Consider the following 24,615-nt stretch of genomic DNA (forward strand, 5'->3'; position numbering starts at 1 on the left):
AACTGTAGGTTTTATATTGCGCGTATCAATTACCAATCATATTAATTTAAGCGGCATGGAAAAACCACTCAATAGACGGGACGGTGGTGATCATACAGGCGATAGTAATGGGTCGGGTTCTTTTTTAGCGGTAGTGCTGGGTGCAGCGAAAGGAGGCCCCAAGGCGCTGGAGGATTTTTTCAGGCATACAACTCCCGGTGATGCATGTTATTTGATAATGGCTCACCTTGACGCTAATGAAATAGCAACCCTTGTCCGGTCATTAAAAAACATAAGTTCTTTACCGGTAACCCTCGCCAAAGGAAAGATCGAATTTGCTCCTAATCATATCTATATCTTTTCGCACCTTGATGGATGGCGGATGGAAGAAGACTACCTGTTAGTAACGACCGAATCAGCAAAAGAGTTGAATCCTATTGATCGTTTAATGGAGCAGATGGGATCCTTCTTCGGGATGAATGCGATCGGGGTTATTCTTTCAGGTGAAGGATCCGACGGAGCCATGGGTATCCGAAGCATCAAAAAGAGTGGCGGAGTTATTTTTACACAAAATCCAAGAGAGGCGGAGCAGAGCGAAATGTGCCGTAATGCTATTGTTACCGAATGTGTAGATGAAATTTTATCCGCCGGCGAAATACCCTCCAGGATCCATGCCATTAAAAAAGGTAATACACTGGTACAGGCAACTCCGGCGACTACCCCGGAGCGGCAGCACCAGGCGTTGGAACAAATCTTCAACGAAATCATTCATCATACGGGGCATGATTTTACTAATTATAAAAAGCCTACTTTATTGAGGCGGATAGAACGACGACTGGCTGTACATCAATTGCCTGACCTTACATCCTATGCGGCTTTTATTACAGATCATTCGGAAGAGGTAGCAGCCCTTGTAAACGACTTGCTGATATCGGTTACCAGTTTTTTCCGTGATGTGAAGGCATTTGAAACCCTCGAACAGGAAGTTTTACCCATGCTGTTAAAAGCAAAGAAAAAAGAGGAACCCCTGCGGATATGGATACCCGGCTGTGCTACAGGGGAAGAAGCATATACCATTGCTATTTTATGTGCTGAAAAAACAGCTGATATTAAAGACCTGCCCAAGATACAGATTTTTGCTACCGACATTGATACTGCAGCTATTAGCACTGCCCGGGAAGGTTTATATACCGCTAATGAATTGTCTAACGTATCATCTGAAAGGGTAAGGCGTTTTTTCACCAGGGAAGAAAATATGTTTCGCATCAGGAGAGAAATAAGGGAGACCATCATGTTTGCCAATCATAGTTTTCTGAAAGATCCTCCTTTTTCACACCTCGACCTGGTGAGTTGCCGCAATGTGTTGATCTATTTAGATCGCGTAGCCAAAGACCGTGTGATCAATACTTTTCATTTTGCATTAGATCCCGGGGGGTTTCTGTTGCTAGGCTCCTCTGAATCAGTAGATCTGGCTTCAGGACTGTTTTCTATTTACAGTCGTGAGCATCACATCTTCCAGAGCCGGCGCTCGGGTGGCCGAGTTTATGCGTCAACAGAACCGCGTGCCACGGCAGCACTAAATAAGATTACTGCATCCGAAACTGGTAACCCCGAATCAGATGCTGCCCGCGAAACCTTATCGATGGGGAATCTGCACCTGCAATTGTTGGAGCAATATGCACCTCCATCGTTGTTGGTTAATGAAGAGTACGATCTGGTACATCTTTCGGAAACTGCGGGGCAATACCTCCAGATGGCCGGGGGAAATATGACGCGCAATATCCTCAGGTTGATCCGTCCCGAGTTAAGACCTGAGTTGAGAACAGCGTTATACCAGGCCACGCAGCGCAAAACAGCGGTGAGTACCAGCGGGCTGGAGGTAGACCTGGGGGAACGCAAGGAAACTATTCATATCCTGGTAAGGCCCGTGGTGAATATGGATAATAGCCAGCCCTATTTCCTTATCATCTTTGGCATTGCAACTGGTAAAGAACAGGAGGTAGCCAGGATTACAGACGAACCGGTGACTAAACACCTGGAAGACGAATTAGCGAGGTTAAAAACACAGCTGCGTTTCTCCAACGAGCAGCATGAATTTCAGGCAGAAGAACTAAAAGCATCCAATGAAGAACTGCAGGCGATGAATGAAGAATTGCGTTCGGCTGCAGAAGAGCTGGAGACCAACAAGGAAGAATTGCAATCCATCAACGAAGAGCTGCGAACAGTAAACGAGGAATTGAAATTAAAAATAGGAGAGACCAGTCTTTTCGCTAACAATTTGCAGAACCTGATCAACTCTACCGATATTGGTACGATTTTTCTGGATAGAGGTTTCAGGGTAGCTTTATTTACGCCGGCCGCCCGCAACATTTTTAATCTGATACTTAGTGATTACGGGAGGCTCATTACGGATATTACGAGCAGGCTGACTTATAGTGACTTGCTAAAAGATGCAGAAGCGGTGTTGGATAAATTGACAATGGTAGAAAAGGAAGTAACTACTACAGATAACCAGGTATACCTGATGCGTTTATTTCCCTACCGTACAACAGATGACCGGATCAATGGAATTGTTGTGACTTTTATTGATATCAATACCCGCAAAATCGCTGAGGAGAAGTTAAAAGAAACCATCGAAGAACTTACAAGGTTCAATAAGGCGATGATCAGCAGGGAAACCCGTATGATCGAACTAAAAAAAGAAGTAAATGAATTGAAGCGACGGTTGGGTGAACCTGAAATTTATCGCTTCTCCATTGAAAACGATACGGATGATGGACAACAAACCTGACGAAAATAAAAATGAAGCCACATTGGGCGACCTAAAAGACCGTTGGCGCCTGAAGGAACTTCAGAAAGCTAACCAGGAGTTTAAGGAGGCCCGCCTGGCGGCTCTGAATCTTATGGAGGATGCCATTCTTTCGGAGCAGGCCCTTAGGCAGTCCGAAGCCCGTTACCGTTTTCTCTTTGATAATATCGACCAGGGCGTGCAGATATGTGAGCTGGTGCGTAATAAAGCACAGGCGGTTACTGATTTACAGCCCATACATGTAAACCCTGCCTGGATTCATATTACCGGTGCAAACCAGGAACCTGTAAAGAATCAAAAAGTAGAAAAGCTGCCGGCGCGGGATCAGCCCTGGTTCAGGTACTGCGAGCAGGTAAAAGAAAATGGTAGCCCTGCACGCTTTGAGACCCGGATGAACGAGGATCGTTGGCTGGATGTGTTTGTAACGCAAATGGAAGGCGACCGTTTCATGATCCTGCTCACCGATATTACCGAGCGCAAAAGGCATGATGTGAACCAGTCTTTTCTGGCTTATTGTAGTGTGGCATTGCTCAAAGCAGGGAGCTTGAAAGAAATTGTAGACGCCATTGGTGAAAATGCACGCACTTACCTGGGTGTCAATGCCTGCACGTTTCTGAAGGTTGAAGAAGACCAGGATACCCTGCAACTTGTTGCCGGATGGGAGGAAGTGTCTCAGCCTCTTCCTGCAGGCATTTTACAGTTATCGGCGCTGGTAAGTCAAAGCAATCTGGTGCAGCTTTCGCAGGCTATTCCACTAATACTGCAACAGGAAGATACTGAGCCTACCATACCCAAAGAACCTGCATTGGGATTAATGCGCACCGCCTTATATGTTCCCGTTGTAAGAGATCAGCAGATCCGGTATATGCTCTGCGTGTATCATACTAGTCCTTACCATTGGTTTAACGACCAGGTATCCCTGCTCAGCGAACTGGCAGGCAGGGCATGGAATAAACTGGCCCATCTTGAAGCTGAAGAAAAATTAAAAGCATCTGAAGAGAACTACAAGGCTATAGTGAACCAAAGTGTATCAGGGATTTTCAAGCTTAGCCTTGACGGGCAAATCCTTTTCACCAACAATTATTTTGCCCGGATGCTGGGATATACTGCTGAAGAACTGATGCAGTTTACTGTAAAAGATATTGTACATCCCGATGACCTGGATAAAACCTTTGCCGGTTTTAATGGCATGGTTGAGTCGGGACAACCCTTCGAGGTGGACAAGCGTTTGAAGAGAAAAGACCGGTCAGTAATATGGGTAACCAATTATGCAGCGCCCCTCTTCGACAGCCTGAAACAACCTATAGGTGCCATCGTGGTTTCGGTAGACATTAGCCGGCAGAAAGCAGTGGAGCAGCAAAAAGATGAATTTATTAGTATTGCCAGCCACGAACTGAAAACACCTTTGACCAGCGTAAAGGCTTATGGCCAGCTGGTGCAGCAAACATCCAAAGAAGGTAATGCAGAAGAGTTGGCAGATATGATTGGCAGGATGAACCTTCATATAGACCGGCTTGTAAATCTGGTGGGTACCATTCTGGATACCACCAAGCTGGAGCGACAGGAGTATTCTTTGAATCTCGAAAAAATGGATATTAATGAAATGATCAGCGAGAAAGTTAAAGAAAATCAGTTGGCAGCGCCTCATTTCAGGTTTGTTTTTAATCCTTGTGAAATGGCCTGGATCTATGGCGATAAAACTTCGCTGGGCCAGGTATTAAATAATCTTATCTCTAACGCAGTGAAATATTCTCCTCAAGGCAGTACTATTACAATTGATTGCGATCAGTCGGAAAACAATATAAAAGTGTGCGTAACAGATGAAGGAATAGGGATTTCTGAAAAAGACCAGGAAAAGATTTTTGATAAATATTATCGTTCGGCAGGCTTACTTGAGTCGGGTAGGTCAGGTATAGGATTGGGACTATACCTTTGTGGTGAAATTATCAGGCGCCACAATGGCGCCATAGGAGTTTCAAGTATCCTCGGAAGTGGCACAACTTTTTATTTTGCCATTCCGTCTATCAACTTAAATGGAGTATGAAAAAAATTGTATTTGTGGAGGATGACCTTGGGATACTGGAAGTGGCCCGCTTTATTTTTGAGAAGGCCGGCTATTCGGTTTCGTTACATGGCTCAGCTGAAAGTTTGTTGGCTGAATTAAGCGCTGAAACTGATATTTTTATTTTAGATAAACAATTGCCGGATATGGACGGGTTGGAACTCTGCCGTAAGTTAAAAGCAAGTCCTCAAACCAGTGCTATACCAATATTGATGCTATCTGCTAATCCGCAAATAAGAAACCTGGCCTCTGCGGCCGGTGCTGATGCAGTTATGGAAAAACCATTTGAAATAAAAGAATTACTTATGGTGGTAGGCAACCTGGTAGCAACTATGAAATTACCACTTTCGTCGTAGTATTTGCTCTACATAACGTAGAATAAATACCTCACGTAAATACCCGTTTTTCTGTTTTCTTCCCATTAAATCTTTTATATAGCCGTTTGGCCTGCGGGTAATGAATATATTTTTAAAAGGCATGTATTTTGTTTTTGTAATGATAATGAGGATCGTGTCGCTGACATAATAATTATTTTAACGTCAACGTTAAGTCCTGTCATTCAATCTAAACAAAAACTTTATGAAGAGATTTCTTTCAGATGGAGATATAACGAGGGCAGAAGCCAAACCGCCGGTGCAAAAAGTTTGCTTTACTGCTAATAGTATCCATTACCTGGCCACCACTCATTTGCCGGTAAACTTAGACGAATGGGAGTGGCACGAAGAATTTATTGAGGGCGCCCGAACATTTGTAATTACCGATAAAAAATTTCCTGACGCAAGCTCCTTTGTATCCGCCGGTAACTAACTATGTTATAGTTACGCCTGACCTGACTTTTTCTCAAGGTTTAATTTGTTGTAAAGGGTTTTACGATCTATATTCAGCAGCGCTGCTGCCTTAGTTTTATTGTACTGTACGCGCTTTAGTACTTCCATGATCTTGCGGTATTCTGCTTTTTGTGAAGCATTTTTCAGGTCATGATCGGTAGCAATATCCGATTCGGTAACCTCCGCTTTTTCAACCTGTGCTGATAATGAGAGCTGGCTCAATTCACGCTCAACAAGCGTTTCTGAGATGGCAGTGCCGGCTGGTGTAAGCAGGCAGATACGTTTTATAAAATTTTTAAGCTCTCTTACGTTACCGGGCCAGGTATAATTGCCCAGCTGCTCAATGCAGGAAGGTGCGGGGCGAAGAATTTTTTTATCCAGTTCCTTTTCAGCCATAGTTATAAATGATTCAACAAAAAGCCCAAGATCATCTTCCCGTTCTTTTAACGGAGGAATTACTATTGTGAATTCATTCAGGCGATGAAACAGATCTTCGCGGAAGCGCTGCTCCCTTACAAGGTCATACAGGTTTTTATTAGAGGCTACGATGATGCGTGTATTGACCGGCTTTTCGTTGCTGCCTCCCACTTTACGGATATGTTTTTCCTGTATAGCTCTTAATAACATGGCTTGTACATCGTAAGACAGATTACCGATTTCATCCAGGAATAAAGTACCACCGTCTGCCATTTCAAATGCGCCAGTTTTATTTTGTATAGCGCCGGTAAACGCACCTTTTTCATGACCGAACAACTCACTGGCAGCAAGCTCTTTTGACAGGCTGCCGCAATCAACGGCTACAAAAGGGCCATGCGCTCTTTTGCTTTCCAGGTGTATTTGTCTGGCCAGGCGTTCCTTACCGGTACCTGTTTCACCGCAAATGATCACGCTATAGTTAGTGGGCGCAATAAGGCTTACATTGCTGTATAACATTTCTGATGCAGAACTGACGCCTTTTACGTAGGAATCGTCATCGGCCTGTGAAGCGCTTCTGGAAGCTATATCCGGCAGTTCGCTCGACTCAAACGCATATTGCATTAACTCGAGTATTTTCTCCGGGAATAAAGGCTTTTCCAGGTAATAGAAAGCACCGGCCTTCATCAGGTCAACGGCAATCTGCACACTTGCATGACCGGTTATAAATATCACGGAGGTCTTAGGCTGTATACGCTTGATCTTTTCAAACATTTCTTTACCTCGTATATCTGTCAGGATATAGTCGCAAAAGATCAAGTCAAATTTTTTTTCCTGTATCAGGTTCAGTGCTTCTTTTCCCGATAGACTGGTATCGGTAAGATAGTGATGTTTCTTCAAGAAAGAGGCGAGTAAATTACACGTCGATGGGTCATCGTCTATGATGAGTATTCTTTTCATTCCGGGCGGTTTGGTACAACATTAGAGTAAGGGACTGTAAATAAAACAAAAAAAACCGCTTTTGCAAGCAAAGTTTTATTAAAGGTACTTAAAATTTAAAACTGTGGAATTTTATACACGATTCGTAGATATTTTACCTTAATACTAGTTCGTTTTTGTTGGCACCATATTCTTAGTATTTTTACCTAATAATTCTAAACATGGCTTATAAGACTGATACTTTGCTGGTGACCTTGTTTCATGATGTAAAAAATTGCCTGAATAATATAGCGATTGCTACAGCATTACTGGAAGAAGATGAAATCAGTATTGACGATAGACAAAAGTATACTGCTGAGATCAGGAAGAATTATACCCAGATTAAAACCATGTTGAGCAATTTTATGGAAGATTAGCTAACCCTGTTTTCTTGCGAAGAATAAGTTCTGTAATCAATAGTAAATGATACTACTGCTATTGTAAGCAGGCAAGCCGCTATGAGGAAATATTTTCGCTCCTGTAGAAGGCCATTAACAGCGCTGGTGGGGCCTAATGATAGCAAGGCATAAATGGATTTTCCATTTGTTCTATCGATTTTTCCTTTGAGACCCTGGAGACGGAAAACTTTCAGCCCTGCGGAACAGTCAACTATCCTTTAACGCAATTAATTTATTGATTTTAGTTGTAATATCTCTATTTTAGCGGCCACGCCATCATTGCCGATAGCTAACATGTACCGGCTGGCTAGGTCGCATTTTTTTGAACGTTCGTTTTCTGAACTTGTAAAATATACCTGATTCATGAAAAAAAATTTTGCTTTACTATTAATGATCCTGAGTATTTACGGTTGTGGACTGGAAGATCGTAAAAAGGAACTGGATGAGCGGGAGTCAAGTATCGCCGCGCGGGAGCGCCTGGTTATACTGAAGGAAAAAGAACTGCAACTTTTTGAAGATAGTCTGAAAAGAAATATTGCTATAAGAGATTCTTCTCTGCTGCTAACTGATAGCAGTTCGTTGCCTTTACCAGACTCACTTTCGGGTGCATGGGATGTAAGTATGCTTTGTACCAAAACGAATTGCAACGGTTTTGCGGTAGGAGATACACGTAAAGAAACCTGGTTGTTTATAAAAAGGGATGAAGCGGTAAGTGTACGGGCCATGCAGGGGGAAAAGCTGATCAGGGTTTACGTAGGTACTTTTCAGGGAGACGGTTTCCAGCTCTCGGTACCACCAACAGCTACAGATTCTCTTTCATCTTCTATGACGGTTAACCTGAAGCTTGAAGGTATCAACAAACTCTCGGGAGAACGGATCATCCGCCAGGCCGATGGGTGCAGTTCTTTTTTTAAAGTAGATGTAACACGCCCTGCTGTTTCTAAAAAATAATCTGTAAAAATTGATATCGAATTATATGCTATTGAATATTGCTGATCTCAGTTTGCCTATATCCGATCCGATCTTAAGGTATCTGATTGTGATCCTGATTGTGTTGCTGGCGCCTATATTATTGAACAAATTAAAAATACCGCATTTGATCGGGTTAATCATTGCCGGTGCATTGATCGGTCCCAATGGTTTTGGCGTATTAGAGCGCGACAGCAGCATTGTGGTTTCAGGCACTACCGGGTTGCTGTATATTATGTTCCTGGCGGGATTGGAAATAGACCTGATAGAATTTAAAAAAAATAAATGGAAAAGTATCGGATTCGGTTTGTATACTTTCTGCATTCCTATGATCATAGGTACTTTATCCAGTTATTATGTACTTCATTTCGATTGGATGACTTCTATATTGCTGGGAAGTCTTATCTCCTCCCATACATTACTGGCCTATCCTATTGCCAGCAAATTGGGAATTACCAAAGATAAGTCTGTTAATGTAACCGTAGGAGGTACCATGATCACCGATACACTGGCTTTACTGGTACTGGCTGCTATTGTGGGTATGACGAAAGGTGATGTAGGCACGGCATTCTGGGTTCGCCTGAGTTTGTCAATACTGGCATTCGGTCTTATTGTGTTATTGGTATTTCCGTTAATAGCCCGTTGGTTTTTTAAAGTGATCAGTGATAAAATATCGCAATTCATTTTTGTAATGGTAATGGTATATCTCGGGGCGGTGCTTGCCGAACTCGCGGGAGTAGAGGGCATCATCGGTGCGTTTTTAGCGGGCCTGGCACTTAACAGGCTGATACCCCACACATCTCCTTTAATGAACCGGGTTGAATTTGTGGGCAATGCACTGTTTATTCCCTTCTTCCTCATTAGTGTAGGTATGCTGATAGATTTCAGCGTGTTTATCAAAAGTATAGGAACTTTAAAAGTGGCTGCCGTACTTACTCTTGGCGTGATCACAGCCAAATGGCTGGCGGCATGGGCTACCACCAAAACATTTAAAATGAGTAAGAGCCAGCTGCGTGTTATTTTCGGGCTAAGTGTGGCGCAGGCTGCAGCCACGCTGGCAGCAGTAATGGTTGGGTATAATATTGTTATATCGGAAACCCCTGATGGTGTACCTATAAGGTTGTTGAATGAAGATGTATTAAATGGGTCTATATTGGTTATATTGATCACCTGTACCCTGGCTTCATTCGTTACTCAGAAAGGAGGCAGGCAGCTGGCTGAAGAAACGGAAGCCGGAAAAGATCACGAGGATACAACCGATATTGACGGCATGAACATTCTTATAGCAGTCAACACACTTTCCAAAACCGAGCAATTAGTTCAGTTGGCTTTGAATATAAGAAGGCATAATCCCTATGATAAAATGTATGCACTTAATATTATTAACAAACAGGAAGCGCCTGATGAATCAGACAAAAATGCTAAAAAAATGCTGCATCTGGCTACGCAAACCGGCGCATCTGCCGATATTGAAATTGAAGAAGTGATCCGCTATGATACGATCATAAATGGTATTAGCGGTGAAGTAAAAGCAAAAAAGATCACCGACCTGATCATGGGTTATAGCACAAAGCCTTATAGCTCAGATAAAAGTTTTCATTTGATCAATGGGATATTAACCAATGAACAGATTACTACATACGTATACAATCCCGTGCAACCTATTTCAACTATCAAGAAGAATATTGTAGTGATACCGCCTCAAGCGGAAAAAGAAAGCGGGTTTTACTATTGGCTTTCCAACTTGTGGACGCTGGCAAAAAATTGCGGAGGTGGGGTGAAGTTCTTTGCGGCAAGAGAGCTGGAGCCTGTTTTTAAAACACTCAACGAGTTAAACCCTATCAGCTATAGCTTTTCTGAATTTACCCGCTGGGAAGACCTGCTGGTTTTAAGCAGGGAGGTAGGAGCAAATGACCTGCTCACATTTGTATTGAGTCGTAAAGAAGGTATTTCCCATAATCCTCACATGGATAAAATATTTTCTTACCTGGATAAATATTTCAGGCAAAATAATTTTTTACTGATCTATCCTTCACAAAGAAAAGCAGATGTTCAGGATGATTTCTTTGCCGGCGCGCACAACCCCATTCTGGATGGATCTGTGGATATACAGGGACTGGGCAAGGAAATTGAAAAACTCTTCACAAGAAAGTAGTGAACCCGGAATCAGCCATTTGATACCTGTTCATTAATCCGAATAGGTTTGCAGTTGCTTACGATATTGGATCAGAATAGTAGGTTTGGAAATGAAGCCAATAAATTTCCCGTCATGATCTAATACCGGCAGATGCCAGGCATCTGTTTGGTCAAACTTCTGTACCACTTCAACCATGTCTTCTCCTTCCTGTATCAGGGCCGGCGGTTCTTTCATGATGTTGGCAATACTGTACGATTCGGGATCTTTTGAGAATATAACCGGTTTCAGGTCATCCAGTGTCAACATCCCGGTAAATTTTTGCTTGTCATCAACAATGGCAAATACATTTTTACTGCCTGTTTTTACCATACTTAATAATTGATTAACAGTAGCATTTAAAGAAATGATCTGTGGATTAGCATCCATCACATCAGCTACCTGCAGCCTGGTGATCAGGTTTTTATCATGTTCGCGGGTAAAGATCTTTCCTTCGTCGGCGAGTTTTTTCAGATCGGGGGAAATAGGTGAGAATCTTTTGGCGACCAGGTATGAAATTACAGAAACGATCATCAAAGGAATAAACAGGTCGTAACCGAAACTCGATTCGGCGATCAGGAAGATGGCAGTAAGCGGAGCGTATAAGGCGCCACTCATAACACCGGCCATGCCGGCTAACACCAGGTTGGTTTCGGGCACCTCGCTTAAACCAATCAGTTTGCAAACCTGTGCAAAAAGATAGCCCAATGTGCCGCCGGCAAAAAGCGATGGCGCAAAGTTACCTCCATTACCCCCGCTAAAAATGGTGATGGGCGTAGCAAATGCCTTTAGTAAACAGATCAATGCAAGGAAGATAACAACCGTCCAGTCTTTGAGCTCGAAATACCTGAAGAAGCTGTTATGAATGACAAAATCAACATGGCCGTTGGTAAATGATTTGATAGCATCATATCCTTCACCGAAAAGGGGAGGTAAAGCTACGCAAAGGATAGATAGTACAGTTCCTCCCAGCATCGCTCTTCTTATTTTTGATAAATGAAGCCGGGCAATAAAGTGCTCTACTTTCTGGGCCACCACAACAAAATAACGGGCATAAAGAGCTGTAAGCAAACCCAGCGCCAGGTAAAAAGGTGTGTTATGATAGTTGAAAGGTTCGCGGGTATGAAAGCGAAAAAGTACATCTTCCTGTAGCAGCACTTTAGAAACGAGGCTTCCGCAAATGGCTGCTACTACCAGGGGCACGAAATCCGAAAATACAACACCCGTTAATAAAATCTCAAAAGCGAACATAATGCCTGCAATGGGTGCATTGAAGGCTGAGGCAATACCGGCTGTTGCTCCTGCGGCAAGAAGCAACGTTCTTTCCTTATAATTAAGTTTATAGGTTTGTGCAAAATTCGAGCCTATTGCCGACCCGGTAACGGCAATAGGGCTTTCCAGGCCCGCTGATCCGCCAAGCCCAACGGTAACGGCACTTTGCACCATTTGTGAATACATTTTTACAGATGATACGATACTGGAGTTCTGAGCGATCTCGTAAAGAATAGCGCCGATCCCTTTGCGGTCCTGCCCTTTAAAAAAAGTGAGCACAATGGCTGTGGTGAGCACGATGCCCAGAAATGGAAAAATGATATAAAAAAGTACCTGGTATTCGAAATGTATTTTATGACTGATAAAATAGTGAATATAATGAACCAGCGACTTTAATGCAACACCCGCGAGGCCTGCTGTACAACCTACCAGCATCCCTGAAAGAATAAGGAACTGGGTACGGTTCATACGGCTCTTAAGCCAGAATAGTATTACTTCGTAGCTTCTTACTTTGCGGAGGCTGTATCTTGTAAAGTCTCTTTTGAATTTTAAAAAGCTATGATATTTTCTTAAATAACTTTTGCGCACGGTCCTTTTTTTGATCACCAATGCGTCAAAGGTATTAAAGAGTGCCCCAGCATAAAAAAAGAATATTTCTTCATCAGGGATAAGTTGTAAGCAGTCGCTGCCTACCGGTGCTGATGGCGTGCGTGTTGCTCACTATGTAGCAGCATAGAAGCCTTCGGTCTGCTATGGTATTAATACTAATTGTTTACACGCTTTTCTTTTTACGCTGTGTCCTGCCTAACAGCTTAATAAGCAGGCCGCGATAAAAACAGAAGAATGGCTAGATAAGGTATCAACATGGGTGGTTAGTAGAGGAACTGCGATTGTGTTGGCTATAGTTGTTTTGTTAATTGGCTTATGGCTGATCAGGATTTTCTCCAATTACCTTGGCAGGGTCATGCAGCGTAAAAAGATCGACCGCTCGTTAAAACCTTTTATGCGCAGCCTGATCATAGTGTTATTGAAGGTATTGTTATTATTGGCCTTTATACAGATAGCAGGAATTGCAATGACGCTATTTGCTGCATTGATCACATCCTTAGGCGTCGCAGGAGGACACCGTTAACGAGATCAGGATTATCTACACCATCATTACTACTTATGATAACCGGATGGTAGTAGTGCCCAACAGTAAACTGTCGAACGAAGTGATCATCAACCTCAGTGGTTCGGGTAACAGGCAACTGGATATAGAAATGAAGTTTGGAAATGCTATCGATTATGAACAGGTAAAAAGCGTTATTGACCAGGCGATAGCCGATGCCGGGAATATCCTGGAAGACCCACCCCGCAGGGTTGGTATTTCGTCGCTGGAGGCAGACGGGTGCAAAGTGATGCTCAATCTCTGGATCAATGCACATGGTTTTGTAGATACTAAAATAAGATTCCAGGAAATGTTGTTGCAAAGGCTAAAGAGTTCGGGCCTCAAGTTGCCAGGTATGGCATAGGCTTTGAATATACGTTGGCAGCAAATAATGAACGTAGAAAAACTATATATAGGAACCAGTGGAATTGTATTGCCTTATAAAAATCAACTGGCTTACCCCGAAGCATTAAGGGGGTTAAGCCGCTTGAGTGTGTATAGCACTATTTTTAATTCACTCGAAGTAAATTCCGTTTTTTATAAGTTGCCGCGCCCCGCTACTATTGCCCAATGGAGTGAATCAGTAGGTGACGAATTTCGTTTTACATTTAAATTATGGAAGCAAATAACTCATAGTCTCCGGCTTGATTTTAATAATGCTGACCTGGTAAAATACTTTGAAGTGATTGCTCCGGCAAAAGAAAAAGCCGGATGTTTATTAGTCCAGTTTCCGGCGTCTGTTAAATGTGGTTTCATCAAAAAAGTTGGAACTCTGCTTTCCGATATACAAGAATTAAACCATGGTGTGTGGCCGGTAGCCGTTGAGTTCAGAAGCCCCTGTTGGTACAAGGACGAAACTTATGAACTGCTCAATCAACATCATGCATCCATGGTTTACCACGATAAATGGGGAAGTGAATCGCCACAGCCCGATCTCGAAGCAGATCAGGTTTACCTGCGCTTTCATGGTCCCGGGGGTGATTACAAAGGCAGTTACGACCCCGGATTATTACATGAATATGCAGGATACGTGATGGACTGGATGCATTCAGGTAAATCGGTATTTATCTACTTCAATAACACAATAGGCGACGCCTTAGGTAATGCGCAGGCCTTGAGAGCATCAATCAGGGAAAGAAATAGAGGGTGACGTCTTTAGTTAATAACCACCTGCTGTTTAGGAACAAGAGTAAGCTGTTCCACAAAAACAAGAGGTTGTAGCATATTTTCTACTAAACCCCATATGCATGGCCTTGCAACTTTTCTTTTAAAATGCTTAAAGTCAGGTCATTTTTTATTATAGGGGCCATTGCGTGCCAGGAGGCATTATAGTTGCTGTTTTTTGTTATATGAAATTTGGATATGAAAAATAACAGGCATCATAAAAAAGAAATAGTGCAGCCCGAGCTCGGTCCGCGCAATTGGGTTGCAGGAAAAAGTCTCGATGACTCAGGAGCTATCGGTTTTCCCGGCGACAAAATGAGAGCCTACCTCCGGCAATTCACTCATAATTCTTTAAAAGATAAGTACGACAAGAACCTCTTTCTTAAAGGATAATCGATAATGACCATTTTGGCTAGTTTTTCTTAATAGTTTTCGCATACACCTCGTGTTTCTACATGAGGTTTTTTTTTAAATGGGTGCCTACTTCGAAAACACCACCTGTAAAAAAAACTGATAGGTATCATGACCGTTTAGCAGGAAAGTGGCGATAGCTTTGTTATCGCTGGGATAGCATCATACATGCAATAGTGAGATTTTTATTGTAAGTTAGAGGTATATCTGTTGCAAGAGATTATTAGGAATGAAAATTGCAATAGATTTCATTTATGATCTCTTTATCACTATCTACATAGGCCCTCGTTTGCTGTGAAAGCATTTTATGGGAATAGAATTTACTATTACATACGGAGTTTCAATCAGGAAAAAAGTATGGAATTATTAAGGCGGGGCTGGCATTTCACTAAAAAGTCATCAATTAAACAAAGTGTCCCGCAAAAGGAGGTTCGTCGTTCTGACAGTAGTGTCAAATTACAAAATGTTGGATAGCTGATTGTAAATCAGTCATAATAGCTGGTATCAATTGTTTTTTTAATTAGTTTTACCCGATGAATGAATCGATGCCTTTGTGGGTTGCAGAAGAGCGGCAAGCGCTATTAGCTGCAATAGTTGATTATTCGGAAGATGCTATTATCAGCAAAACCCTCGAAGGCAAAATTACCAGCTGGAATCATGCAGCAGCTGCTCTTTTCGGATATCATGAATCGGAGGCAGTGGGGCAGCATATTTCATTGATCATTCCGGCGGATCGCCTGCATGAAGAAAGTTTTATAATTAACGAAATAAGGCAGGGAAGGAAAATTCAGCACTTTCAAACCATCCGAAGGGCCAAGTCGGGACAGGAAATTTCCCTGTCGTTAGCCATCTCACCTATTAAAAATAGTAAAGGCGTTGTCATAGGCGCTTCAAAAATAGCCCGGGATATCAGTCGCCAGAAGGAAGCTGCTGAAAAGCAGGGAATGCTGGCGGCTATTGTTAATAATTCTGACGATGCTATTGTAAGTAAAACCCTTGAAGGAATAATCACCAGTTGGAATAATGCAGCTGCCCGCATGTTTGGCTACACCGAGGCCGAAGCGTTAGGCCGACATATATCTTTTATCATTCCTCGCGAGCGCCTTGACGAAGAAGATTACATTATCGGCGAAATTAAAAAAGGCCATAGCATTTCTCATTTCGAAACCATCAGGGTTACCAAAAATGGTGATTTTATACCCATTTCGCTCACGGTTTCTCCGATCCTGAATGAGGAAAAAACAATTATCGGCGCTTCCAAAATTGCCAGGGATATATCTGAAAAAGTTGCCGCTCATGAGGAATTAGAGCAATTGTACCGGCAGGTAAAAACCTTAAGCGATAAAAAAGATGAATTTATTGCCATGACTACCCATGAGCTGAAAACACCGATCACTTCGTTGAAAGGGTTTTTGCAACTACTTCAAATACATACCGGGGCCGAAGATAAAGGCAGGCTTTTCGTGGAGCGCAGCATCAGGCAGGTAGAGAAGCTGGCAATGCTTATTAATGACCTGGTGGATTTCTCTAAACTACAAGCTGGGAAATTGGGCATGCATTTTGAATCCTTTGACATGAAATTGCTTGTAGAAGATTGTCTTGAATTATACGCAACAAGTAGTACCCATCCCTTTAGATTAAATTGTAGCGGATCACTTGAATTGCAGGCTGATCGTTTGAGGATTGAGCAGGTGGTAGATAATCTTGTTAGTAACGCAATAAAGTATTCACCCGAGGGCGGAAGCATTGATATAACCATAGACGGTAGGGCAGATGCAGTTGAAGTAAAGATAAAAGATGAGGGCATTGGGATTGATGATGCGGTACAGCATAAACTGTTTAGCCAGTTTTTCAGGGCAGTTGAACCGGGATATAGCATACCTGGATTGGGAATGGGTTTATATATCACCAAAGAAATTATTGAGCGCCATGGCGGCTCTATAGCTGTTGAAAGCGCACTGGGAAAGGGGTCTGTTTTTAGTTTTTTATTACCCAGGCAATCCAGCAACCAACAATATACCGCAAGCTTATAAAATGAAAAAAAAGGAAATTTTAATTGTAGAAGATAACAATGATATCCGTGAGTTGATCGGTTTTATCTTAACTGAAGACTCCTATGAGTTGAAAATGTGTGCTACTGCCGGTGCACTCAATACTGAAATGAGTAAGAACCTGCCCAATGTTATTGTGCTGGATATTATGTTGCCGGATGGAAATGGGATAGATTTGTGCAGGCATATAAAAAATAATCCTTCAACCAGCCATGTGCCTGTTGTGTTGATGTCGGCACATGAAAACGAATGGCAGAAAGACTCCGGTGCAGATTCCTTTATAGCCAAACCCTTTAATATCGGCGATTTTAAAACGGTTGTTGAAAGCTATCTATAAAGAAATGGCACCATAGCCAATACTGTAACTGTATCGCAAGACGACGGATGAACTTAACCACATTATTTAAAGATAAAGCCATCAAAGCCAAATCTAAAATGGCGCAGGTAGGCGATTGGGTATTGTCTGGTGCTTTGCCGGTACATGAGTTGCTGGCTTTTAGTGAAACACAGAATGCGTCGGATAAAGCAGCATGTATAGAGGCCTTGGAATATGCCACCCGCAAAAAGCCGGGTATTGCAGACCAAGGTTTGCTTGATTTTATGACTGCCACTTTACAGGAAGATGAACCCCGCATTAAATGGGAAAGCGCACGGGTAATTGGCAATATTGCAAAATTATTCCCAACAGGCTTATCCCGAGCCATTGATCGTTTGCTCGTTAACGCCACCCATTCAGGTACTGTAGTCCGTTGGTCCAGCGCTTTCGCATTAGCTGAAATACTAAAACTTAAAACAGCAGATAATGAAAAACTGATTTCAGCAATAGAAGCCTTAAGTTTAAAGGAGGCCGATGGAGGTGTTCAGAAAAAATACCAGGATGCCCTGAAAAAAATAGAAAAGTAAGCTAAGGACTGAGCTGGCTTCGTTACCAGCCTTAACCTAAATGTTCTAATTGCTGCAATACAGGGATAAATGAACGGCCTCTCTCGGTGAGATAATATTCAATATGTAGCGGCTTTATTTTGATAGTGGTTTTTTCTAATAAACCAATCTCCTCTAACTCTTTGAGCGCAACAGCAAGACTTTGCTTATTGGCGCCGGGTATATCACGAAGCAGGCTGCTAAAGCGCAGGGGATGATCCATCGCCAGGCGAAATATTTCGGGTTTCCATTTACCCGAAAGCATTTTTAACAGGGCCTGTGCCGGACAGGTTTCTTTCTCTTCCATAGCCATTTGAGTAGTCATAAAAATCTGACTTATTGTACACCCGGTTGATAACAGGCAACTTTGTGCAAATTTATAAAAAATTGCACAGGGCATTAAGAATAATGAAACCGGCTTATTTACTTTTAATTATTTTACTGGCATCCGGCAATATGCAATGTCGCTCTCAAAAAGAAAAAACTATGCAACAACAAAACAATCCGCTATTATGCGATCCGGAAACAGGCATTTGCGAAATACCTGGCAGCACACAAATATCGGGTGGCATAGGTGCTGTTTCTACCATAGAAAAACCGATAAAGTTAATCTATTTTACTGATCCTATCTGTTCTTCCTGTTGGGGCATAGAGCCCCAATTAAGAAAGCTGAAGCTCGAATATGGAGACAACATAGAAATTGATTATCGTATGGGCGGTTTATTACCCGACTGGAGTTACAATAGTGGAGGGATCAGCAAGCCCTCTGATGTGGCGCATCACTGGGATGAAGTAAGCGTTTATTATGATATGCCCATCGATGGTGAAGTGTGGCTGGAAGATCCTTTGCCGTCTTCTTATCCGCCATCTATCGCTTTTAAAGCCGCTCAGATGCAGGATCATCATAAGGCCATTGATTTCCTGCGCATGATCAGGGAAATGGTTTTTTTACAGAAGAAAAATATTACCCGTTGGGAAAACCTGGGCCTGGCGGCACAAAAAGTGGGATTGGATACCACCCAACTAAAAAAGGATTATGAGGGGGACGCTAAAATACTTTTCGAAGAAGACCTGAAGCTGGCCCGCGAATGGGGCGTGAGAGGCTTTCCTACCATGTTTTTTATTGATGCAGCAGGAAAAAAGAAGGTAGTGTATGGGTCAAAGCCCTATAGTGCTTACGAGGAAGCTATTCAGCAGTTGCAGCCAGACTTGTCTCCTAAATCGTATAATAAAGACTGGACAGTGCTGTTTGCTACTTATCCATCTCTTACGGCAAGGGAGTTTTCGGAATTGACACAAATTGCCCGCACTGAAGCTGAAAACTTGCTCGAAGAGCTGACCAATAGCGGAAAACTGAAGAAGCTGGTTACAAAGAATGGTTCGTTGTGGACTTTGAAGGAACATTAAAGAGGCAAGTAAATATCACCATATGGTGAATTGATGGTATTTTGCCTGGCATCATCCAGGGCAACTTACTTTTATTATAACAATCCAGAGTTTAGGCCTGGATCGTATTATTCGGGGAGTGAATGACTAAATAACAGGTGTATTTCGTTACATTGAAAATGGGCAGTGCATAGTAGCCACTACAGTTTGATTATGCACTAAAAATTGAAAATTGAAAGCTATTTAAAAGGATATGAAAATAAAATCACTCGTGCTGCTTATTGTGTTTGCAGCGAATGCTGTTTTTATGAGTTACAAGCTATCAGCCCAAACCCCATATCAAAAAGACTTCCAGGAATTTTGGACTGATATCAACCAACATTATGCTTACCTGGATCAGCAAAAAATTGATTGGAGTAAGGTAAAAGAGATATACACACCATTGGTGAACCAGGTTTCTGACAAAGCCGGGTATATACGTTTGATGGAAGGGGTTTTGAATGAGCTACATAATGGTCATGTCTCGTTAAGCACTAACCTGCCTGGCTCCAACCGGTTAGTGCCTTCTGGATTAGATCTGCGTGTAGAGCAATTGGGAAACAAATATTTAATTACCGACCTAAGGAAGGGGTTTGGCGCTGATCTGTGCGGGTTGAAGATTGGAATGGAAGTGACTGCATTTAACGATAAACCTATTGATAAACAATTGAAGCAGTTTTTGCCCAGTTATACAGCACAATGGGACTCAAACATGTACCAATATGCACTGGACATGCTATTCGCCGGTACACATGATACACTGCGAGCTATTACTGTTAAAGATAGCGGGCGATTAAAAACGTTCCACCCATTGAATTACGGGAACAGCCCCGAACTACTTTTTAGTAAAAAGATAAATAAAAATACAGGGTATATTCGTATCAATAATTCTCTTGGAAATAATGACCTGATTGCGGCGTTTGACAGTGCGCTGGATAGCCTGCTTTTATTGAAGAGCCTGGTTATTGATTTGACAGAGACGCCCGGTGGTGGAAATTCAACGGTAGCTCGTGCTATTATGGGACGGTTTATAACTACATCATTGCCTTACCAGGTTCATGAATTTGATGAAAAAGCGTACCAAACTAAAAGGCATTGGGTAGAGTATGTAACACCCCGCAAAAAAGTTTTCTCAGGAAAAGTGTATGTTTTAGTAAGCAGGTGGACGGGGAGTATGGGAGAGGGAATAGCGATTGGTTTTGACGGCATGAAAAGAGCTGACATTATAGGTACGCCAATGGCTGGTCTGTTAGGAGCCGTTTCAGGGTTCCGGATGACGGAAACAGGGATAGGCTTCCAGTTACCCACCGAAAGATTATATCATGTAAACGGAACACCTCGGGAAAATTTTGTTCCGGGTACTTTAACCCGGAATATGGAAGAAACGATTTTGAAAGCCAAACAGGTCCGGTAATAATAAGAACATACCCAGGACGCACTGCCTTATGTACTGGAGCAACATGGTTGGTGAAAAAGAAGTTGTATGGTATAAGGGAATGGCGCAATTCCGGTATCTTACATTAGCATAAGAATGGCAATGAACATTTATAAGTTTACCGAAGTTTTAAACGATACGCTATCTTACTTTTTACTAGGCGATCTGGTGGCCCTGAATAATTATAAGAAAGCACATCAATTACCCGACAACCTGGCAACGGAATTTACGACTCAGGAAACAGGCGACCAGGTGGTATTCGATGGGATCATGATTCCATTGTCAGATGTTGCCAACTATCCCTATACCATTATATTTAATTTGTCGACAATACCCGAGCTATTGCAGCCTGGAAATCAATTACAGCTTCGCCAGGAAGGTTATATATTGAAGGTAGAAAGCGGCAGTATCATGTTATATACCTGGTGGATCTTAAACAACTTTACCGATGAGCGTGTTGCAGAAAAGATCCAATATGTCCAAAACCATCAGCTACCCCGGATTGAATTACAGAATGGCTGGTACCGCGTAGAAGTTTTGGGTGGGCAAATTTTGCAGTCATCAGAAATAACCAACCAGCAAGGAGATAAAGTTACCTTAAGCGGGCTGGAACCGGCTTTTGAATTTCTTATCAGTAAAACCGAAACCCAGGGAAATTGTACTGCGGATATTTTCAGACCTTATAGATTAGAGAGTGAAGTCTATTAAATTAGATACATACTGAATTTTTAAAAATAATTCCTGCCCCAATGAGATTTTTTACTGCAGCGCTATTGATGCTGCTCTATGGTTCTGTGAATGCACAGACTATTTATTCAAAAGACTATGGTAGCTCACAAAACCCGGCCATCATATTTATACATGGCGGTCCGGCTGGTAACTCCAATCTTTTTGAAGGAACTACGGCCCAGGTTCTGGCCGATCGGGGATTTTATGTAATTGCATACGATCGCCGCGGAGAGGGGCGTTCCAAGGATGAAGCGGCTACTATGACTTTCAAGGAAAGCTTCGTGGATCTGTTGGGCATATATAATAAGTATCACTTAAAGAAGGCGATAATCCTTGCTCACAGTTTTGGAGGTATTATTGCAACACTTTTTGTACAGCAGTACCCTGATAAGGTCAATGCTTTTATTTTAGCGGGCGCTTTGTTTTCGCAACAGGAAACCTATGATCATATTTTGAAATCAGCTAAAACTTATTTTAAAAATGATACAACTAAGATGGCTGAAATAGCAGCTATAGAACAATTAGGTAGGAATACAGCTGACTACCGGAAACGCTGCTATGAAATTGCCGGTAAGATGAATTTTTTCAATATGCCAAATCCAACAGAGAACAGTAAAAGCCTGAGGGAGGCCTTTGAAAAAAGCATATTTTATACAACAAATGTAAAGAACCATGAGTCTCCTGTAAAGTTTTATAAAAATGAAGCGGCAAATAACGTGGATAATCAACCGGTATTAAAAACCATACGTAAAAAGGGTATCCCTATTTACGCGGTATATGGACAGGATGATGGAATATTCTCTGTTGCGCAACTTTCAAATTTAAAAAACATAGTAGGCAAAAATAATTTTCAATTGATCGGCAATTGCTCCCATTATTTGTTTGCAGATCAACAAGGGGCTTTTTTACAGTTTATGGAGCAAATGCTCCGTAGGTAGTATATTGGCTTTTGATGATTGCCAATATAACGAGGAACAGTAATGCAGATGAAATCAATAGTAAGCTGGTTTCTTATCGGTTCGATACAATAAACTGATACCGGATTTTTGCTTCGTCGAATGAAGTAAAGGCGGAATGTAAATCTTCAAACCGTATTGTAAATAGTTTTATAAGATGAATTTGACAGTAGCTATTTTTATTATTATTAAATATTAAAATGACTGTAGAAACTAATAAGAGCCAGGCCTTCCTTGCAAGCGTTAAAAACATAGCGATCGCATTGGTAGGTGCGGGCATAGCTGGTAAAGGGCTCACTTATTTTACACCACATCTTAGTTATGATGTGCCCCGCATATTGTTGCCTGTATATAAGGCATTTGGGCCGACAGGCCTTGCCGTAAGTATGGTGGTGTTAGGAGCGCTGTTAGCTGGCTGGAGCTTTTTCCGGTGGATAAGCAGCAGTCGTAAGCCGGTACAATGGATTTTAATAGTCGGGGTACTGGCACTATTAATAATAGGAGGCGTATATGCAATGGATGCAGGAAGAAGCAAAGAGGCATCAACGGCCAGCCTATTGCAGGAGCCGCCTGCATCGGCCAATGCCGTAGCAATAGCAGCAGGCACTGTCGTTTTTCCATCGTCTTTTAGCCGGGAATCAAAACAACAGTATGATCAGCTAATCAAAAACCTGGAAGCAGCGATACAGGAGAAAGATCCATCTAAAAGCTGGACTACTTATAATGAGCTGAATATATTTACAGCGGGTCTAAAGGCCGATCAGAATGATCCAGAACAATTGCAGTTCATTATTGCTCAAAGCCGGAGGATGGATGATTATAACAATCAAATTAAAAGTTTTGCTGGCAGTAGATAGTATTGCCCGGGCATTAGTAAAAAATGAACAGACAAATGTTGTCACGAAGTAAAACCTTATTGTTGGTTGTTCCCGGTTTTATCAGCATAGCGCTTAATGGTCAGTCCACCAACGATCTCAGAAACAGGGTGTCTCAGATTATCGCTTCGAAGAATGCAACAGTGGCAGTTTCCATAAAAGGTGTGGAAAGCAGTGATACTTTAAGTGTCAATGGTAATGTATTAATGCCGATGATGAGCGTGTTTAAGTTTCATATCGCCCTGGCAGTGTTAAACAAGGTTGATCAGGGAAAGCTTCAGTTAAACCAGCTCTTTTTTATTAAAAAAGGAGATTTGTATCCTGGTACCTGGAGTCCTATTCGGGATGAATATCCTGATGGTAATATGTACCTCACCCTCGATCAGCTATTAAGATACACGGTTTCTCATAGCGATAATAATGGTTGTGATCTGTTACTGAATATTATAGGCGGAACAAAAACCGTTCAGCGGTTTATTAATAAACAAGGCATCAGGCCTTTTACTATTAAAATGAACGAGCAACAGATGAGCACCTGGGAAAATCTTTATGTGAATACGACCAGCGCCTTGGCCACAACTAAATTGCTGGAAAAATTTTACAAAGGCAATGTACTGAAACAACATACAACCCGTTACCTGTATCAAATAATGGTGGAGACTTCAAGAGGATTAACCTGGATGAAGGCCGGATTGCCAGCCGGAACCGAATTGGCACATAGGACAGGTATTTCAGATATTAATAGCGATCATCTAAGGGCTGCCCTCAATGATGTAGGTATTGTAAAGCTAGCTAACGGGCAATATTTTATACTTTCGGTTTATCTGAAAAATATCAGGGAGGAGAGGGCTGCCACAGAAAAGATCATTGCAGATATAACAACAGCTGCCTGGGATTATTTTAATCGTAACGCTAAGTAAACTTTCTTTTATAAAGTAATGCGCAATAGCAGGACCAATGGAAATATCTTAATTTACGAAAATTATAAATTCCGGTAGCTCTGTTCAATCAAAAAATTGATGGCTTCCTTTACCTCATTTCTCCCTTCTTCGGTTTTCATATCCAAACCGCAAAATATGCTGCCATTTACAGCCTGAAACATATTGAGATAATAAAGGCCGGAAACTAATAATGCGGTAATGGCACGGTAACGGGCAGCATTTTTACCAAAATGCGAATCCACAATTGCTTCGAACAAACGTTCACCATTTTCTTCCTGTTTGTCGGTTAGCTTTTTAAGCGATTTCCTGCTTTCTGAAAGACGCCATAAAATAATTCTTTGAAATTCTTTATTCTTAAACATATAATCAAATTGTGATATAAGCATCTCTTTAGTAAGAGCTTCTCCACCGTCGGTAATTTCGGATGGCACTTCAATTATATTACTCCAAAAATCGTGAGAGCGAATATATTCATCAATTAATTGATCCGTGCCTCCAAAATAATTATAGATCAGTTTTTTATCCAGGCCGGCAGTAAGCGCTATGTCATTTACTTTCAAAGCGTTATATCCCTTTGTTTTTAACAGTTTTCCCACAGCATTCAATAGCTTCTGCTTACTTTTTTCTTTACTTCTTATCGGTCCCTCAACAATTTTTCTTTTCATAAAAATATAAT

General features: G+C 41.9%; 24 protein-coding genes. 20 read left to right on the forward strand and 4 right to left on the reverse strand.

Translation table 11 applies throughout. The features are described 5' to 3' along the window. The first annotated feature begins 55 nt into the window (after positions 1 to 55). The 4 genes from ACLOAU_RS22220 to ACLOAU_RS22235 all read left to right on the forward strand — a co-directional run bounded on the left by ACLOAU_RS22220 (position 56) and on the right by ACLOAU_RS22235 (position 5,657). Positions 56 to 2,770 carry a CheR family methyltransferase gene (locus ACLOAU_RS22220; protein WP_427864104.1) on the forward strand — a complete coding sequence of 905 codons (2,715 nt, stop codon included), beginning with the start codon at positions 56 to 58 and terminating at the stop codon, positions 2,768 to 2,770. Further along, positions 2,751 to 4,832, forward strand: a complete 2,082-nt coding sequence (locus ACLOAU_RS22225) for an ATP-binding protein (RefSeq protein ID WP_427864105.1) — start codon at positions 2,751 to 2,753, stop codon at positions 4,830 to 4,832. Before ACLOAU_RS22220 ends, ACLOAU_RS22225 begins: the two co-directional genes overlap by 20 nt. Continuing rightward, positions 4,829 to 5,206: a response regulator transcription factor gene (locus ACLOAU_RS22230; RefSeq protein WP_427864106.1), complete on the forward strand. Its 378-nt coding sequence runs from the start codon at positions 4,829 to 4,831 to the stop codon at positions 5,204 to 5,206. The genes ACLOAU_RS22225 and ACLOAU_RS22230 overlap by 4 nt, the downstream gene beginning before the upstream one ends. Before the next feature lie 223 nt (positions 5,207 to 5,429). Beyond that, entirely contained in the window at positions 5,430 to 5,657 is a 228-nt protein-coding gene (locus ACLOAU_RS22235) for a hypothetical protein (RefSeq protein ID WP_427864107.1), read from the forward strand. 11 nt (positions 5,658 to 5,668) lie between these two features. Here the strand turns inward: ACLOAU_RS22235 and ACLOAU_RS22240 are convergent, their stop codons facing one another. Then, positions 5,669 to 7,051: a sigma-54-dependent transcriptional regulator gene (locus tag ACLOAU_RS22240; protein WP_427864108.1), complete on the reverse strand. Its 1,383-nt coding sequence runs from the start codon at positions 7,049 to 7,051 to the stop codon at positions 5,669 to 5,671. Between the two features lie 200 nt (positions 7,052 to 7,251). On the opposite strand from ACLOAU_RS22240, the gene ACLOAU_RS22245 reads away from it, so the two are divergent. From ACLOAU_RS22245 to ACLOAU_RS22255, 3 genes are all read left to right on the forward strand, one after another. Continuing rightward, positions 7,252 to 7,446 carry a hypothetical protein gene (locus ACLOAU_RS22245; RefSeq protein ID WP_427864109.1) on the forward strand — a complete coding sequence of 65 codons (195 nt, stop codon included), beginning with the start codon at positions 7,252 to 7,254 and terminating at the stop codon, positions 7,444 to 7,446. Positions 7,447 to 7,830: 384 nt separating this feature from the next. Further along, positions 7,831 to 8,418, forward strand: coding sequence for a hypothetical protein (locus ACLOAU_RS22250; RefSeq protein ID WP_427864110.1), 588 nt, complete (start codon positions 7,831 to 7,833; stop codon positions 8,416 to 8,418). A gap of 25 nt (positions 8,419 to 8,443) precedes the next feature. After that, entirely contained in the window at positions 8,444 to 10,591 is a 2,148-nt protein-coding gene (locus ACLOAU_RS22255) for a cation:proton antiporter domain-containing protein (RefSeq protein ID WP_427864111.1), read from the forward strand. 33 nt (positions 10,592 to 10,624) lie between these two features. Here ACLOAU_RS22255 and ACLOAU_RS22260 read toward each other — a convergent pair whose 3' ends face one another. After that, positions 10,625 to 12,469, reverse strand: a complete 1,845-nt coding sequence (locus ACLOAU_RS22260; protein ID WP_427864112.1) for a chloride channel protein — start codon at positions 12,467 to 12,469, stop codon at positions 10,625 to 10,627. Between the two features lie 304 nt (positions 12,470 to 12,773). Here ACLOAU_RS22260 and ACLOAU_RS22265 point away from each other — a divergent pair, with 304 nt between their 5' ends. From ACLOAU_RS22265 to ACLOAU_RS22295, 7 genes are all read left to right on the forward strand, one after another. Beyond that, positions 12,774 to 13,013, forward strand: coding sequence for a mechanosensitive ion channel family protein (locus ACLOAU_RS22265; protein ID WP_427864113.1), 240 nt, complete (start codon positions 12,774 to 12,776; stop codon positions 13,011 to 13,013). 25 nt (positions 13,014 to 13,038) lie between these two features. After that, positions 13,039 to 13,395 carry a mechanosensitive ion channel domain-containing protein gene (locus ACLOAU_RS22270; protein ID WP_427864311.1) on the forward strand — a complete coding sequence of 119 codons (357 nt, stop codon included), beginning with the start codon at positions 13,039 to 13,041 and terminating at the stop codon, positions 13,393 to 13,395. A gap of 27 nt (positions 13,396 to 13,422) precedes the next feature. After that, positions 13,423 to 14,181, forward strand: a complete 759-nt coding sequence (locus ACLOAU_RS22275) for a DUF72 domain-containing protein (protein ID WP_427864114.1) — start codon at positions 13,423 to 13,425, stop codon at positions 14,179 to 14,181. Positions 14,182 to 14,393: 212 nt separating this feature from the next. After that, on the forward strand, positions 14,394 to 14,588 hold the full coding sequence (locus tag ACLOAU_RS22280; protein ID WP_427864115.1) for a hypothetical protein: 195 nt from the start codon (positions 14,394 to 14,396) through the stop codon (positions 14,586 to 14,588). 551 nt (positions 14,589 to 15,139) lie between these two features. Next, on the forward strand, positions 15,140 to 16,639 hold the full coding sequence (locus ACLOAU_RS22285; RefSeq protein ID WP_427864116.1) for a PAS domain S-box protein: 1,500 nt from the start codon (positions 15,140 to 15,142) through the stop codon (positions 16,637 to 16,639). A gap of 1 nt (position 16,640) precedes the next feature. Further along, positions 16,641 to 16,994 (forward strand): response regulator transcription factor, encoded by a 354-nt coding sequence (locus ACLOAU_RS22290; RefSeq protein ID WP_427864117.1) that lies wholly within the window; start codon positions 16,641 to 16,643, stop codon positions 16,992 to 16,994. A gap of 47 nt (positions 16,995 to 17,041) precedes the next feature. Next, a complete protein-coding gene (locus ACLOAU_RS22295) occupies positions 17,042 to 17,560 on the forward strand; it encodes a hypothetical protein (protein ID WP_427864118.1) in 519 nt (172 codons plus the stop codon). Positions 17,561 to 17,591: 31 nt separating this feature from the next. Here ACLOAU_RS22295 and ACLOAU_RS22300 read toward each other — a convergent pair whose 3' ends face one another. After that, positions 17,592 to 17,903, reverse strand: coding sequence for a winged helix-turn-helix transcriptional regulator (locus tag ACLOAU_RS22300; protein WP_427864119.1), 312 nt, complete (start codon positions 17,901 to 17,903; stop codon positions 17,592 to 17,594). Positions 17,904 to 18,064: 161 nt separating this feature from the next. Between ACLOAU_RS22300 and ACLOAU_RS22305 the strand changes: the two genes are divergently transcribed. The 6 genes from ACLOAU_RS22305 (at position 18,065) to bla (ending at position 23,918) form a co-directional block, all read left to right on the forward strand. Further along, positions 18,065 to 18,985, forward strand: a complete 921-nt coding sequence (locus ACLOAU_RS22305; protein WP_427864120.1) for a ClpXP adapter SpxH family protein — start codon at positions 18,065 to 18,067, stop codon at positions 18,983 to 18,985. Positions 18,986 to 19,217: 232 nt separating this feature from the next. Further along, positions 19,218 to 20,417: a S41 family peptidase gene (locus tag ACLOAU_RS22310; protein ID WP_427864121.1), complete on the forward strand. Its 1,200-nt coding sequence runs from the start codon at positions 19,218 to 19,220 to the stop codon at positions 20,415 to 20,417. Between the two features lie 123 nt (positions 20,418 to 20,540). Further along, positions 20,541 to 21,146, forward strand: coding sequence for a hypothetical protein (locus tag ACLOAU_RS22315; protein ID WP_427864122.1), 606 nt, complete (start codon positions 20,541 to 20,543; stop codon positions 21,144 to 21,146). 41 nt (positions 21,147 to 21,187) lie between these two features. Next, positions 21,188 to 22,105 carry an alpha/beta hydrolase gene (locus ACLOAU_RS22320; protein WP_427864123.1) on the forward strand — a complete coding sequence of 306 codons (918 nt, stop codon included), beginning with the start codon at positions 21,188 to 21,190 and terminating at the stop codon, positions 22,103 to 22,105. Positions 22,106 to 22,323: 218 nt separating this feature from the next. Further along, positions 22,324 to 22,980: a YidH family protein gene (locus ACLOAU_RS22325; protein WP_427864124.1), complete on the forward strand. Its 657-nt coding sequence runs from the start codon at positions 22,324 to 22,326 to the stop codon at positions 22,978 to 22,980. A gap of 23 nt (positions 22,981 to 23,003) precedes the next feature. Then, entirely contained in the window at positions 23,004 to 23,918 is a 915-nt protein-coding gene (bla, locus tag ACLOAU_RS22330; protein ID WP_427864125.1) for a class A beta-lactamase, subclass A2, read from the forward strand. 62 nt (positions 23,919 to 23,980) lie between these two features. Here bla and ACLOAU_RS22335 read toward each other — a convergent pair whose 3' ends face one another. Next, positions 23,981 to 24,604, reverse strand: a complete 624-nt coding sequence (locus ACLOAU_RS22335; RefSeq protein WP_427864126.1) for a TetR/AcrR family transcriptional regulator — start codon at positions 24,602 to 24,604, stop codon at positions 23,981 to 23,983. Between the last annotated feature and the right edge of the window lie 11 nt (positions 24,605 to 24,615).

This window comes from Paraniabella aurantiaca, from assembly GCF_050309965.1.
In the GTDB taxonomy this organism is placed as follows: Bacteria; Bacteroidota; Bacteroidia; order Chitinophagales; family Chitinophagaceae; genus Niabella.